At 53.4% G+C, this 14,368-nt stretch carries 18 protein-coding genes; 3 read left to right on the top strand and 15 right to left on the bottom strand.

The window, feature by feature from the left end; genetic code table 11:
• The first annotated feature begins 1 nt into the window (after position 1).
• On the top strand, positions 2-961 hold the full coding sequence (locus CIP100161_RS05105) for a FecCD family ABC transporter permease (protein WP_155872436.1): 960 nt from the start codon (positions 2-4) through the stop codon (positions 959-961).
• Positions 958-1,779 (top strand): ABC transporter ATP-binding protein, encoded by an 822-nt coding sequence (locus tag CIP100161_RS05100; protein ID WP_155872434.1) that lies wholly within the window; start codon positions 958-960, stop codon positions 1,777-1,779. The genes CIP100161_RS05105 and CIP100161_RS05100 overlap by 4 nt, the downstream gene beginning before the upstream one ends.
• Positions 1,780-1,781: 2 nt before the next feature.
• Here CIP100161_RS05100 and CIP100161_RS05095 read toward each other — a convergent pair whose 3' ends face one another.
• Positions 1,782-2,096, bottom strand: a complete 315-nt coding sequence (locus tag CIP100161_RS05095; protein WP_179951829.1) for a thiamine-binding protein — start codon at positions 2,094-2,096, stop codon at positions 1,782-1,784.
• An 88-nt stretch (positions 2,097-2,184) separates the two neighbouring features.
• On the opposite strand from CIP100161_RS05095, the gene mce reads away from it, so the two are divergent.
• Positions 2,185-2,643 (top strand): methylmalonyl-CoA epimerase, encoded by a 459-nt coding sequence (mce, locus tag CIP100161_RS05090; protein ID WP_155872430.1) that lies wholly within the window; start codon positions 2,185-2,187, stop codon positions 2,641-2,643.
• A 77-nt stretch (positions 2,644-2,720) separates the two neighbouring features.
• Here mce and CIP100161_RS05085 read toward each other — a convergent pair whose 3' ends face one another.
• The 14 genes from CIP100161_RS05085 to CIP100161_RS05020 all read right to left on the bottom strand — a co-directional run bounded on the left by CIP100161_RS05085 (position 2,721) and on the right by CIP100161_RS05020 (position 14,300).
• Entirely contained in the window at positions 2,721-3,005 is a 285-nt protein-coding gene (locus CIP100161_RS05085; protein ID WP_014301750.1) for a hypothetical protein, read from the bottom strand.
• 28 nt (positions 3,006-3,033) lie between these two features.
• Complete coding sequence (gene nucS / locus CIP100161_RS05080) at positions 3,034-3,723, bottom strand: endonuclease NucS (protein WP_155872428.1); 690 nt, start codon at positions 3,721-3,723, stop codon at positions 3,034-3,036.
• 24 nt (positions 3,724-3,747) lie between these two features.
• Entirely contained in the window at positions 3,748-4,215 is a 468-nt protein-coding gene (locus CIP100161_RS05075; RefSeq protein WP_155872426.1) for a DUF2550 domain-containing protein, read from the bottom strand.
• A gap of 228 nt (positions 4,216-4,443) precedes the next feature.
• Positions 4,444-4,815, bottom strand: a complete 372-nt coding sequence (locus tag CIP100161_RS05070) for a F0F1 ATP synthase subunit epsilon (RefSeq protein ID WP_003851106.1) — start codon at positions 4,813-4,815, stop codon at positions 4,444-4,446.
• Between the two features lie 14 nt (positions 4,816-4,829).
• Complete coding sequence (atpD, locus tag CIP100161_RS05065; RefSeq protein ID WP_003851105.1) at positions 4,830-6,275, bottom strand: F0F1 ATP synthase subunit beta; 1,446 nt, start codon at positions 6,273-6,275, stop codon at positions 4,830-4,832.
• Positions 6,276-6,278: 3 nt separating this feature from the next.
• A complete protein-coding gene (locus tag CIP100161_RS05060; protein WP_155872424.1) occupies positions 6,279-7,256 on the bottom strand; it encodes a F0F1 ATP synthase subunit gamma in 978 nt (325 codons plus the stop codon).
• Between the two features lie 53 nt (positions 7,257-7,309).
• A complete protein-coding gene (atpA, locus tag CIP100161_RS05055) occupies positions 7,310-8,938 on the bottom strand; it encodes a F0F1 ATP synthase subunit alpha (RefSeq protein ID WP_155874531.1) in 1,629 nt (542 codons plus the stop codon).
• Positions 8,939-8,998: 60 nt separating this feature from the next.
• Complete coding sequence (locus tag CIP100161_RS05050) at positions 8,999-9,820, bottom strand: F0F1 ATP synthase subunit delta (protein ID WP_155872422.1); 822 nt, start codon at positions 9,818-9,820, stop codon at positions 8,999-9,001.
• Between the two features lie 5 nt (positions 9,821-9,825).
• Positions 9,826-10,392, bottom strand: coding sequence for a F0F1 ATP synthase subunit B (locus CIP100161_RS05045; protein WP_003851094.1), 567 nt, complete (start codon positions 10,390-10,392; stop codon positions 9,826-9,828).
• A gap of 27 nt (positions 10,393-10,419) precedes the next feature.
• Positions 10,420-10,659 (bottom strand): ATP synthase F0 subunit C, encoded by a 240-nt coding sequence (locus CIP100161_RS05040; RefSeq protein WP_003851091.1) that lies wholly within the window; start codon positions 10,657-10,659, stop codon positions 10,420-10,422.
• Positions 10,660-10,744: 85 nt separating this feature from the next.
• Positions 10,745-11,530 carry a F0F1 ATP synthase subunit A gene (atpB, locus tag CIP100161_RS05035; RefSeq protein ID WP_155872420.1) on the bottom strand — a complete coding sequence of 262 codons (786 nt, stop codon included), beginning with the start codon at positions 11,528-11,530 and terminating at the stop codon, positions 10,745-10,747.
• Positions 11,531-12,018: 488 nt separating this feature from the next.
• The gene (locus CIP100161_RS05030) at positions 12,019-12,462 is read right to left on the bottom strand and encodes a hypothetical protein (RefSeq protein WP_155872418.1); all 444 of its coding nucleotides are present in this window, start codon (positions 12,460-12,462) and stop codon (positions 12,019-12,021) included.
• Positions 12,463-12,479: 17 nt separating this feature from the next.
• Positions 12,480-13,649 (bottom strand): MraY family glycosyltransferase, encoded by a 1,170-nt coding sequence (locus tag CIP100161_RS05025; protein WP_155872416.1) that lies wholly within the window; start codon positions 13,647-13,649, stop codon positions 12,480-12,482.
• The gene (locus CIP100161_RS05020; protein ID WP_155872414.1) at positions 13,650-14,300 is read right to left on the bottom strand and encodes an L-threonylcarbamoyladenylate synthase; all 651 of its coding nucleotides are present in this window, start codon (positions 14,298-14,300) and stop codon (positions 13,650-13,652) included.
• Positions 14,301-14,368: the final 68 nt, after the last annotated feature.

Below are 14,368 nucleotides of genomic sequence, written 5' to 3'. Positions count from 1 at the left end.
CATGCGTGTACTCGTCATACTCTCCTCCCTCCTCCTAGTCACCGCGGCATACAGCTTGGTAATTCCAGGAGCCGGACTAAGCACTTGGCAGCTTCTCACCAGCGAAACCCCATTAGCACACACAGTTGTCATGCAGTGGCGCTTGCCTCGAGTGGTCACCGGAATCTTAGTAGGCGCAGCACTAGCCATTGCTGGTTCACTTTTCCAATCTCTCACACGCAACCCGCTCGGATCACCTGACATCATCGGATTTTCGACCGGCGCCTACACCGGCGTAATCGCAGCCTTCCTCCTAGGATGGTCTGGCTTTGGTGCAACCGTTACCGGTGCGCTCATCGGCGGTCTAGCAGTTTCAGCCGTGGTGATCGCACTGTCAGTTCGAACACGTATCGACGGCCTTCGCATCATCTTGGTAGGCCTAGGAATCTCAGCAATGCTCTCGGCTCTCAATAGGTGGTTAATTACCCGCGGAGAACTCGACACAGCACTATCTGCGGCAAGTTGGGGTGCAGGCTCACTTAATGGACTCCGCTGGACCATAGCGATACCAGCCTGCTGTGTCCTAGCAATTCTTATCACCGCAACTATTCCATTGCGGCGATTCCTCGAAGTTCTTAGCCTAGGAGACGATCTCGCTGTAGGCCTTGGGCTTCGATTACAGCTAACCAAGCTCCTCCTCTTACTCAGTGGAGTATTCCTCGTGGCAGCAACCACCGCTGTCGCTGGCCCCATCGCATTTGTGGCTTTGGCATCTCCACACATTGCCCGTGCACTAACGTCGTCTGCACGAACCCCACTTGTAGAGACGTCGGTAATCGGTGCTTTGCTTATTATCGTTGCAGACCTCATCGGCCAGCGGCTTTTCTACCCCACCCAGCTTCCTGTTGGCCTCGTCACCGTCACCATCGGTGGCATGTACTTGCTGTGGCTCATAGCCCGCGGCTCGAAGGAGAATTCATGACCAGCACTTCCCACATTCTTCGTACCGATTCCGTCACATTGGCGTGGGATAAACACACAGTAAGTACTAACCTCACTATCGAGGTGCCACAAGGACAATTCACAGCCATCATTGGGCCAAATGGTTGCGGTAAATCCACACTATTAAAAAGCTTTGCGCGAATACTTCAACCACACACTGGGCAAGTGTATCTAGGTGACAACCCACTGGATTCTTTGCACACAAAATACATAGCCCAACGTATCGCTTTGCTGCCGCAAACAGCACTTGCACCAGCTGATATTACTGTCGAAGAACTCGTAGGCAGAGGTCGTTTCCCCTACCAAACCCTTCTGCGACAGTGGTCAACTAAGGATGCTCAAGCAGTTGATTCCGCTCTCCTAGCAACTGGCACGGCACAACTACGCCACCGCCGCGTTGCTGAGCTTTCTGGCGGCCAACGTCAACGAGTCTGGCTCGCAATGGTGCTGGCCCAAAACACACCCGTAGTTCTCCTAGACGAGCCCACAACGTATCTCGATGTAGCCCACCAATACCAGCTTTTGGAGCTCGCCCGAGCACTGCGGCAACAGCTCGGACGAACTATTGTGACCGTCTTGCACGATCTACAACAGGCTGTTAGATATGCCGACCATCTTATTGTGATGAAAGATGGCGCAGTCTATGCCGAAGGCGCTCCAAGCAACATCATGACACCACAATTGATTTCCGAGGTATTTGAAATCAATGTTGATGTTCATACCATCGACGATCATGTGGTGATCGTGCCTAAAACCATGCCACAACCTGATGTATCAGTCCTAGAAAATCTGCAATAGGTTTAGCTCTCCGAACCCCCTGCAAGCACACGCTCCACCGACGCTACCTTCTGCTGCAATTGCCCTGTGTAACCTGGTCGGATATCTGCCTTAATAACAAGGCTTGCCCGTGGAGACACAGCAAGAACAGCGTCGGCGGCTTTCTTCACCACAGCCATGACTTCATCCCACTCCCCTTCGATCAAAGTAAACATGGCATTTGTCTCATTTGGCAGACCAGATTCACGAACAACTCGAATAGCCTCTGCTACTACATCAGCCATTTCTGCCTTGTTATTAGGGGTTTCGGTAGGTGCTACAGAAAATGCAAGAATCATGTCAATGAGCATAGTCTCACACTCCAAATCTGGTTTGAACGCGCAAAATCCGCACACATGGCAGTGGATGTAGCTAAAGTTGGAAACCATGAGTACCGATATTTCAGCCATTGATATTCCACACGAGCTCGTTATCTGCCTCGACCACGTAGGCATTGCAGTTCCAGACTTCGACGCAGCCGTCGAATTCTACCGTTCTGCATTCGGCTGGGTTAACCACCACGATGAGGTTAACGAGGAACAAGGCGTTCATGAGGCCATGATCGGCCCTAAGAACCTCAAGGAAACCGATGGAATGATCCAGATTCTCGCTCCATTGAACGAGGACTCCACCATTGCTAAGTTCATCGACAAAAAGGGCCCAGGCCTGCAGCAAATGTGCCTGCGTACCTCAGACATCGACGCGCTGTCTGAGCACCTCAAGGCTCAAGGCGTTCGCCTGCTCTACCCAGAACCAAAGAACGGCACCGCTGGCGCTCGTATTAACTTTGTTCACCCGAAGGATGCCGGCGGCGTCCTCCTAGAGCTCACCGAGCCACAAAAGTAAAGCGTTTCTAGCCAAGAGCGGCTGGGTACCCTTGTAGTCACGGGATACCCAGCCGCTCTTTTGCATTAGCTGTTTTCTTAACGACGTTCCCAACAGGAGCGATGCCAGTGGCGTCGATCGTCAGCGCCTCGAACCGAATCCTTGGGCCATGCCACAATATGCGCAATTCCTGGAGGAATATTTTGATTGCAACCTGGGCACACGTAGAACTTCACCGCTGCATGCGAGCCCATGTGTCGCATCAAATACAGTTCCCCATTGGTCCACTGCGGGCCTTCTACAACCTGAGTTCCGTAGTATGTTGCGCCATCACGCGGTAAAGCGCGTAACTCCGGCACCGCTCTTCTATTTCTTCGTCCCACGTTAGATCAATCCCTCACACGAAACTAACTAGAACAGACGTAGCTCTGTTGATTCGATTCCACGCAGTGAATCATAGTCCAGCGTGACGCATCGGATTCCACGGTCTTCGGCCAGCGTACGAGCTTGTGGCTTGATATGCTGCGCCGCGAACACGCCCTCCACGGGTGCGAGTAAGTCATCGCGGTTGAGCAGCTCAAGATAACGGCTAAGTTGCTCAACACCATCAATGCCACCATGACGTTTGATTTCGACTGCGACAGCGCCACCTTTATCATCACGGCACAGAATATCGACGGGACCAATTGGTGTTGGATACTCCCTACGCACTAACGAGTAGCCGTCGCCAAGCGTTTCAATGTGCTCAGCCAGAAGTTCTTGGAGATGCGCCTCAACGCCATCTTTTTGTAGCCCTGGGTCTTCGCCCAAGTCGTAATACATGTCGGAATGCAGCGCCTCAATGGTGATACGTAGCTGCTCACCTTTTTTATTTTCAACGATCCATAGCGGAATCGATTCACCATTTTCCGGTTCCTCATGCGTCGTTTCCGTTAACGTGCACGGAGGTGTCATCCAGTTCAAAGGCTTGTACGCGCGGTCATCAGCATGGATAGATACAGATCCATCGGCTTTAACCATGAGTAGACGATCAGCCATCGGAAGGTGAGCTTCGAGGCGACCAATATAATCGACAGAACAACGAGCAATGACAAGACGCATGCTCAATACCCTATCGTGTTAAGACTATTTACGCTTACTCCGATCAACTTTGCGGTATAACGCGTTGTAATCGATTCGTTCTTGACGTCGGCTAGGAGCGGATTCAATCCACGAAACAAAAGCCATCGATGCAGATTTGTCGAGTGCTACTTCATAATCCCGAGCTAAATATTTAATCTTATGAACCTTCGCATCGGAATTAAGTAGCAATATTTCAGAATCCTCAAGTGGGCGTGCCCCCAAATAATCCACTTGTTGACGATCCACGACCAAATCTGGCCCAGGTTTGAGTGAACGAAGCTTGAAATACTGCAATCCTTCACCGTGATATCGCATGGATCCATGACGCCAATGGCGGCCACTTGGAGACGGTAACTCACGAATAACTACAGCGGAGCCGCTACTTCGCACATATAAAAAACGCCATGTGGCAACAGCAAACAGCACGGCGAGGACCAATAAGAGAAGGGTAATACCAATGGCAAACTTCATCACATTGCTCCTTGCGGCGAGGCTAAGAATGTCAGAACAGCTAAAACAACTGCACGAAAAACTAGTTAATCCGACATTTTACTACGGTTACCAGCGGGAACAAACTTAATCAATTTTAAAAGTGAAGCTCAATAATATTGATACACCGAAAAACCCCTGCGAGTCTCCCAGACTTGAGCTGAGAATCCCACAGGGGCTTACGAATGGAGAGGGGCTTGTGCCCTTTTCCTAGGCCTCTGCCTTACGACGTACGGCCTTGAGCTCTGCTTCTGCACGAGCCTTGGAAATTTCGTCATCGGCCTGGAGGTGCGACTCGGACTCAGCGGTATTAACCTCATCAGCCCAAATAGCGTACTCCGCAAGAATGGTGACCTTTTCCTTAGAAATGGAGAGGAAACCACCCTGGACGGCGGCGACGAGCTTGTCGCCGTCGACCGGACGGATAGTCACAACACCGTTGTCGACCAGTTGGGCGAGCAATGGTTCGTGGCCGGGCAGCACACCGATCTCACCTTCAACGGTCTGCGCAGTAACGATGCTGGCCTTTCCGGACCACAGCATACGCTCTACTGAAACCAGTTCCACGGTGATGTCAGCCATGTGCGTGCCCCCCTCTACTTCTCGGTCATCTTCTTGTATGCAGCCTCGACATCGTCCAAGCCACCCAAGCCGTTGAAGGCCTGCTCTGGGTAGTGGTCGAAGTCGCCGTTGCAGATGCGCTCGAATGCGTCGATGGTGTGAGCCAGCGGCACGTAGGAGCCTGGGATGCCAGTGAACTTTTCAGCAACGAAGAAGTTCTGGCCCAAGAAGCGCTCAAGGCGACGTGCGCGCTGAACGGTGATTTTGTCCTCTTCAGACAGCTCGTCCATACCGAGGATGGCGATGATGTCCTGGAGTTCCTTGTTCTTCTGCAAAATGTTGATCACGCGCTGTGCAACTGCGTAGTGGCGCTCGCCAACGATACCTGGCTCGAGGATACGAGAGGTAGAAGTCAGCGGGTTCACTGCTGGGTAAATACCCTTGGAAGCGATTGCACGGTCGAGCTCGGTGGTTGCATCCAAGTGAGCGAACGTGGTCGCAGGAGCTGGGTCGGTGTAGTCGTCGGCAGGAACGTAAACGGCCTGCAGAGACGTAATCGACTTACCCTTAGTAGAGGTAATACGCTCCTGGAGAACACCCATCTCGTCAGCCAGGGTTGGCTGGTAACCCACGGCGGAAGGCATACGACCAAGAAGGGTCGAAACCTCGGAACCTGCCTGAGTGAAACGGAAGATGTTGTCGATGAACAGAAGCACGTCCTGGTGCTGAACGTCGCGGAAGTACTCCGCCATGGTCAGACCGGACAGAGCGACGCGCATACGGACTCCTGGTGGCTCGTCCATCTGGCCGAACACGAGAGCGGTGTCCTGAAGAACGCCCATCTCTTCCATTTCAAGGAAGAGATCGGTGCCCTCACGGGTACGCTCACCAACACCGGCGAAGACGGAGGTGCCGGAGAACTCGCGGGCAATACGGGTGATCATCTCCTGGATGAGCACGGTCTTACCCACACCTGCACCACCGAATAGACCAATCTTGCCGCCCTTAACGTAAGGGGTGAGCAAGTCGATGACCTTAATACCGGTCTCGAGAATCTCGGTCTTACCTTCGAGCTGGTCGAATGGTGGTGGATCGCGGTGGATGCCCCACTGTTCGCCATCACGTCCGAGGCCCGGCTCATCCAAGCAATCGCCGAGTGCGTTGAAGACGTGGCCTTTAACAACGTCGCCAACTGGCACGGAGATTGGCTTGCCCGAGTCGGTCACAACAGCACCACGGACGAGGCCGTCAGTAGGTGCCATGGACACGGCGCGAACGAGGTTGTCACCCAAGTGCTGGGCTACCTCAAGGGTAATTGTCTTAGCGACTGCCTCGAGGGTGACCTCGACAGTCAGCGCGTTGTACAGTGCCGGCAACTCGCCACGCGGGAACTCCACGTCGACGACCGGACCGATGACGCGCACGACGCGGCCGGCGACAGACGCCTGCTGCGTGTTCTGCTCTTCAAGAGCTGTGGTCATAATCTAGTCACTTTCTCCGCTATCGCCGAGTGCGCTAGCGCCACCGACGATCTCTGTGATTTCCTGGGTGATCTGTGCCTGACGGGCCTGGTTGGCAACACGCGAAAGGTCCTTGACCAGGGCCGTAGCGTTGTCAGTTGCAGACTTCATAGCGTTACGACGCGATGCGGACTCTGCAGCAGCAGCTTCGAGGAACATTGCGAACAAGCTACGGGATACGTACTGAGGAAGCAGTGCTTCCAGCAGGGTATCTGCATCTGGCTCGAATTCAACGTCCGGAGTCGGCTCGCCGGATTGATCCAAGATTCCGTCTGCTTCTGGGATCTCTACAGTCTCAATGACTGGTTCGATCGGCAGGAGCTGATGTGCACGAGCGGTCTGGGTCAACATGGACTCAAACTCGGTGTACACAACATGGACTTGGTCAAATCCTTGGATTTTCTGGCCCTCATCAACGTTCAAACCATCACGGTACCGAGCGGTGCCGTTAGAGCTGGCATTGAAGCCGTCAATGAGGTGGCGACGAACGTCGTGTGTTTCTTCCCAAGAAGGATCTTGGGAGAAACCGGTCCAAGCACCCGCAACCTCTTGGCCACGGAACTTGTAATAACCAACACCCTTGTTACCGGTGACGTAACGAACAACTTCATATCCGTTATCTTCCAGCAGCTTTTCAAGTTCAGCTGCCTTCTTAAATACGTTGTAGTTGTAGCCACCAGCCATACCGCGGTCACTCGAAACAACGAGGACAGCGGCACGCTTTCCACCCTCACGCTCACGGAGCATAGGGTGCTCAAGGGAGCTAGCTGCAGCGAGACGCTCCATCACTTTGTGGATCTCAGTAGCATAAGGCTGAGAAGCCTCTACCCTAGCCTGAGCCTTGGTGATGCGCGACGTCGCGATCAGCTCTTGAGCCTTGGTGATCTTCTTTGTAGAGTTCACGGACCGAATACGGTCGCGTAGCTCACGAAGATTTGCCATGGTTCATTCGCCTCCCTTCTTTTCCTTGATGGTCGTTTTCAGACTGTAACGTCTTACTTCTTCACCGAAATCGTGTTCTTCTTCACCTGGTCTGCAGGCAGTGCCGCGACCTCTGGCTCGTTGAGCACGGGGGTGCCATCAGTGGTCTGGAAGGTGCGCTTGAAATCCTCAGTTGCAGCTACGAGCGCAGCCTGGGATTCCTCGGACAGCTGAGCGCCGCCGGCAATCTGCTCGAATACCTGTGGTGCAGCAGCGTGCAGGTGATCGATCAAATCAAACTCGAAGCGACGGATGTCTTCGACGGGAACGGTATCGAAGTGGCCGTTGCCTGCAAGCCAGATGGAAACGATCTGGTGCTCAACAGACTGAGGTGCGTTCTCTGCCTGCTTGAGCAACTCGACCAAGCGTGCACCGCGGTCAAGCTGAGCCTTGGAAGCAGCATCGAGGTCAGATGCGAAGGTAGCGAATGCCTCGAGGTCACGGTAAGCAGCGAGATCCAGACGCAAGGAACCGGAAACCTTCTTCATACCCTTGGTCTGAGCTGCGCCACCAACACGGGAAACGGACACACCGACGTTAATAGCCGGGCGAACACCCTGGTTGAACAGATCGGACTCGAGGAATACCTGACCGTCAGTGATGGAAATCACGTTGGTAGGAATGAAGGCGGAAACGTCGTTTGCCTTGGTCTCGATGATAGGCAACGCCGTCATAGAGCCTGCACCCATATCGTCGGAGAGCTTTGCAGCACGCTCCAGCAGACGGGAGTGGAGGTAGAAGACGTCACCTGGGTATGCTTCGCGTCCTGGTGGGCGGCGAAGCAGCAAGGAGATGGCACGGTATGCCTCTGCCTGCTTGGTCAGATCATCGTAGATAACCAGGACGTGGTTACCCTGGTACATCCAGTGCTGGCCCAATGCAGCACCTGCGAAAGGTGCCAGCCACTTAAAGCCTGCGGAATCAGAAGCTGGTGCAGCAACGATGGTGGTGTATTCCAATGCACCGTGCTCTTCTAGGGTCTGGCGCACAGCAGCGATGGTCGAGCCCTTCTGGCCGACTGCAACATAGATGCAGCGAACCTGCTTGCTCTTATCGCCGGACTCCCAGTTAGCCTTCTGGTTCAAGATGGTGTCGATGCAGACTGCGGTCTTACCGGTCTTACGGTCACCAATGATCAGCTGACGCTGACCGCGACCGATTGGGGTCATTGCATCGATAGCCTTGATGCCGGTCTGCATTGGCTCTTCGACTGGTTGACGCTGCAGCACGGAAGGTGCCTGCAGCTCGAGGACGCGCTGTTCTTCAGCCTCGATAGCGCCAAGGCCGTCGATCGGCTGGCCTAGTGGGTTGATCACGCGACCAAGGAATTTCTCGCCAACCGGAATCGAGAGGACCTCGCCGGTTCGCTTGACTTCGTCGCCTTCTTTAAGGATTTCGTAGTTACCCAAAACCACAACGCCGATACGGTCGGTGTCAAGGTTCTGTGCGACGCCGATGACGCCGCTTGGGAACTCGAGGAGCTCATTTGCCATAACTGAAGGCAAGCCCGAAACCTGGGCAATACCATCAGCTGCGGAAATGACCACGCCGACCTCCTCACGGGAGGCCTCCGCGGAGTAGCTCGAGGTGTAGTTCGCAATCGCGCTACGGATCTCATCGGAGGAGATCGTAAGCTCCGCCATGTTCTTCCTGCTCTCGGTAGTTTCTTCCAGCATTATTACTAATTGTGTTGTCGCGTTGGCTTACGCGAGGTTCGCGCGGAGACGCTCGAGCTTGCCCGAGGTCGATCCATCGATAACTTCGTCGCCAACTCGGATGACCAAACCACCGAGGAGGCTGGGATCAACCTCAGAGTGGATGCTCATCGCACGACCATAAATGCGCTCTAGCTTCTGTGCCAGTGCCTGGTTTTGTTCGTCGTTGAGACGTCCTGCGCTCACGACGTGCGCTACGGAATGGCCCTGCAATGCAGCAGCCTCCTTAGATAGCGCATCAATATCGTCAATCGCATTGGACTCACGACGCCCAATAACCTGGAGTGCAAGGGCTTCAGTCACAGCAGTGACTTTGCCGTACAGCACCTTCGCCAGGAGCTCACGCTTCTTCGCACCGTCTGTGCTGCGGTCATCGAGCAAGAGAGTCAACTCTGGCTCCTTGTCCAAGATGCGGGAGAGGCGGAAGAGTTCGTCTTCAACCTGACCCAATTGTCCTTGACCTTCAGCGGAACGGAGAAGTGCGCGGCGGCCCAACGTGACCAGACCATCGCGGAATTCGCGAGGGTTAGACCACAGTTCGCGTGCAGAGGTAACGAGAACCTCTAGCGTTGCAGGGCTGACTTTTCCGGCGAACACAGCAGAAACCAATCCAGCACGGTCTTCGGCAGTCTTCGCGGAATCTGCGACAGCAACGCGCAGTGCGCGGTCGTCATCCAGAACCTCGACGACGTCGAAAAGCTCTGCGCCAGTGTGCGCTGCAGTAGCGATAGCGTTTTCCTTGGCCTCCCACAATGCTTTGTCAAGGTCAGAGGTAACGCGTGCTAGTGCTTCGCGGCTCGCTGCGTGCATGGTGCTCACTTTCCTGCGGGAGACACGGTGTCGAGCTCAGCCAAGAACTTATCGATCGTGCCAGAACGCTTGACGTCATCGGAGAGCTGGTCTCCGAGCAGACGCTCAGCAAGGCTGATCGAGTTCTGGCCCATCTCGCGACGAAGCTCAGTGACAACCTGCTCACGCTGTGCTGCCAATTGCTTCTCACCGGACTCGATGATGCGGTTGCTCTCCTCGGTGGCCTTTGCCTTCATTTCAGCTTCGATCTGCTTGCCCTTTGCGCGAGCTTCTTCGCGGATCTCTGCTGCTTCGGCACGTGCCTCGGCGAGCTGAGCATTGTACTTCTCAAGAGCAGCTTTAGCTTCAGCCTGTGCAGCTTCTGCACGCTGAATACCACCCTTAATCCGGTCCTCACGTTCGGTCAGGACTTCCTGATACTTCGGACGAACGAACTTCCAGAAGAGGATCAGGACGATAATGAACACGACGAGCGACCAGACGATGTCGTAGCTCGCAGGGAGCAACACGCTAGGGTGATCCTCCAGCGGTAGTGCCTCGCCTTCAGCGAGGTAATTAATGACGTTCGTCATAATCTCGGCTTTCGTGTCGGACGGTTATTAAAGGATGAAGCCTGCAACCAGACCAATGAGGGCGAGAGCCTCAACGAATGCAATACCAAGGAACATGGTGGTACGCAGCTGGCCAGCCATCTCAGGCTGACGTGCCATGCCCTCGAGAGCCTTACCAACGAGGATGCCGATACCAAGGCCAGGGCCGATGGTAGCAATGCCGTAACCAACAGTTGCGATGGAGCCGGAGACTGCGGTGTCAGAAGCAGCAAGGATGACTTCGTTCATGAGAGTGTCGTTCCCTTTCTAGGTGCCCAGTTATTTACCAGGCAATATGAATAATGTAGAGATTGTGATCCGCGGGTCCGCGGGGTCAGTGTTCGTCGGCGTGCAACGCCAGTTCGATGTACACGGCAGAAAGCAGAGCGAAAATGTACGCCTGCAAGAAAATCACCAGCATCTCGAACAGCGTGAACGCAATCCCCGCAACCAAAGTTACGGCGGACAGCGCAGTCCAACCATTCAGCTGCCAGAAGAAGAAGTTCGTGGCAGAGAACAGGAGTACCAGAATGATGTGTCCTGCGAGCATGTTGGCCATAAGACGAAGAGTCAGTGTGGCCGGACGCAGAACGAATGTCGAGAAGAACTCGAGTGGCACAACGAGCAAGTGAAGAACTGGCGGAAGGTTAGGAATAACCACCGAGGACTTTACGTACTTGAAGAAGCCGTAGCGCTTAGCACCTGCATAGATGAAGGCAATGTAACCGAACAGAGCCAAAACGAGTGGCATACCAATGCGTGCGTTTGGCGAAATGTTCAGGAATGGAATGACCGAAGGCAGGTTGCAGAACAAAACCACAAAGAAAATGGTGGACAGAATTGGCAAGAAACGGTTGCCCTCTTTCTTGCCCAAAATGTCTTCTGCAATGTGAATTCGGACGAAGTCCAAAAGGTATTCAGCAACGTTTTGCAAGCCGGAAGGAACAAGCTTCGGGCTACGCATAGCGATTGCAAAGAAGATTACAAGGACCAACGCCATAAGCAGGCGGACGAACATCAGACGGTCGATTGTGAACCAACCGTTCGCCACATCGGCGAACCAGATGGGATCCGGGAAAAATTCGTGATCCAAGGAGGGCGCGTGAAACTCGCCCTTCATGGCCAAAGTTGTAACGCTCAGCGTTCTCTCCCAGTTTCGGGCCGCATAAACCTGAAATCAAGCATGCGGTGCGATGGACGTCTGAAAACTCTCTGCAATCATCACGGACTCCGTCGCACATCAGCATGATGATCACAGGGGACATGGCCTGAGGAAACCGAAAATGATCTACTCAAACAACCCGCGGAATACCCTATCAGGCATCAATGTGAAATTCCCACCTGCGTCGGGGGGATAGTTTTCCCTTGTGGATCGATCATTCAAACACCGCCCCTTAGCGGGCAAAATGCAATTTTGTTACCTCGATCACAGAACACATGTAGGGGGTACCCACCCTCCCCCACCTGACTCCCCTAAACAGGTATAAACGCGCAGCAAGGAACACACTAGCGGCAATTTTTCTTACGCTGATTAAGTATGACAAAAAACAAAAAATGAGGTCTATGTCTCCTAGACCTCATTTCTAAGGATTTTTACCCCCTATGACACTATATGTTTTCCGGAGAAACATACGTCACGCGAGACGTGATAACCCCCCATACCTCCGTTCCCAGTACAACCACTAGTGCAATAATCGTGGTAACTACGAATGCCACTGGATCATAGAAGTTCATTCCGCGCAGGATAATGAGCACGATGAGCAATGCGACGAGCTTCAGAAGCCATCCACCAAGCACCACTGCCCCTGTCGTTGCCGCAGACGTATTGGACGTTACCAAGACGCTCACAACTGTGAGAAGGACAAATCCACCGCCAACAGCAGCGCCTAGCACTACTCCCCAAATTCCCGGCAAATCACGGAACCGCCCCCATAAAACCAGTGAAATTACGGTGATTGCCACCAATGCTATGGTTCCAAATTTAAGCGCTCGTAATAACGGCCTGCGGTGGTCGTCGAACTGCGAAGCGTTCGATTGGTCTGATGTAATCACGAATTTTTCCTTTAAGTCTATGAGAGCGGACGTTCACGACGATGCGTTTCCTTCTGAGCACGTATGACCGGCCCCCTACTGGCAAGCACTGCGAACACGATAGCCGTAACCACGCCTACGGTGGCAAAAACGGGGGGAACAATCGAAAATGCAACTGCACCAAATGCGACCACCGACACCCAAAGGTAAAGCACCAACACGACTCGCCTATGCGTATGCCCTAAAGACAATAACCGGTGATGCAGATGCATCTTATCGGCTGAAAATGGTGATTTTCCTTTTCGAACGCGCCGCACAATAGCCATCACCAAATCGAGCATCGGAATAAAGATTGCCGCTATCACCACAATGATCGGAGACATCAAGGCAATCACGTCAACTGTGCCATACAGGCTCATATCGATCTTACCGCTGGCCGATGTTGATGCTGCCGCAAGCAATAATCCAATGAGCATGGAGCCAGAATCACCCATAAAAATACGAGCTGGCTCAAAGTTATGAGGTAAAAATCCCGCACACATACCCACGAGCGCAGCCGCAATAATCGCAGGCGGATATGCCGATACCATGCCACCTTGATCGTGGAGAACCGTCATAGAAAATAGCAAGATCGATAAACCAGCGATCATGCCCAAACCGGCGGCTAAACCATCGAGGCCATCCACAAAGTTAATTGCATTAATCAATGTGACTGTAAACAGCACCGTGACCAAGGTCGAAACCACCTGATCAAGAACAAGCGTCTGGCCACCACCAAAGGGTAGATAGACCAAAGTCCACGTAAGACCCAGGATACTCATGACAGCTGCACCTAGAACTTGACCTGCAAGTTTGGTAATCGCATCTAGCTCAAATAGGTCATCCAGAATACCTACAATGACAATAATCGTACCGGCCCAGAAAACGGCACTCATCTCCGGAGTGACCGGCTTAAATCCTCTAGTCAAGGCTGGGAGCTGGTCAGCCAAAAATACTGCGCCGATAAAACCAGAAAACATCGCCACTCCGCCAAGACGAGGCTTGGGTTGGGTGTGGACATCTCGTTCACGAATTTCCCCCATTCGCCCGCTTTTGACCACAGCGTAGCGAACAATCCCCGTGGTCAAAAACGTAAGCGAAGCTGCAACGAGAATGATCAGTGCAAGCTCACGCATGGGCACACCGGCGACACCGGCACCAGCACCCATCTATCGAATCGTCTCCACGTCGACTTCCAAAACTTCTGCGACTCGTTCCGCTGAGATTGCGCCTTCACGAAGAATTCGCGGATGATCACCGGACAGGTCAACGATTGTCGACGCAGTTCCTACAGGAGTCTCACCAGCGTCAAGGTAAACGCTCACGTTATCGCCCAGCTGACGCTGCGCTTCTTGAGCGGTAGTCGGTGGGGTCTGACCAGAAATATTCGCCGAAGATACCGCCATCGGGCCTGTTTCACGCAAAAGTTCAATGGAGACTGGATGCAACGGCATACGCAACATAACGGTGCCACGAGTATCGCCGAGGTTCCATTGCAAACTTGGAGCTTGCTCCACCACAATGCTCAACCCACCTGGCCAAAACGCCTCAATGAGTGTTCGCATTTGATCGGAATAGCTGTGTACCAATCCACGAGCTGTATCCCAGCTACCAACCAATACTGGCACTGGCATATCAGGGCCGCGGTGCTTCGTTTCTAGAAGTTTTGCTACTGCGGTGTTATCAAAAGCATCACAACCGATTCCATAAAGCGTATCGGTGGGAATGACCACTAGTCGGCCATCTTTTACAGTACTGATGGCTTGCTGGAGGCCAGCTTCACGAGTGTCCGCGTCACTGCAGTCAAAGATTCTGCCCACGTTCGAAAGTCTTTCTCTTCTTGATAGTTTTCGGTCCCTCGATGCTACGGGGGATGCTAATTGTTCTG

This window comes from Corynebacterium rouxii, from assembly GCF_902702935.1.
Classification (GTDB): domain Bacteria; phylum Actinomycetota; class Actinomycetes; order Mycobacteriales; family Mycobacteriaceae; genus Corynebacterium; species Corynebacterium rouxii.
Note: the sequence above shows the minus strand (reverse complement) of the source record. Positions and strands in the feature narration are given on the sequence as shown.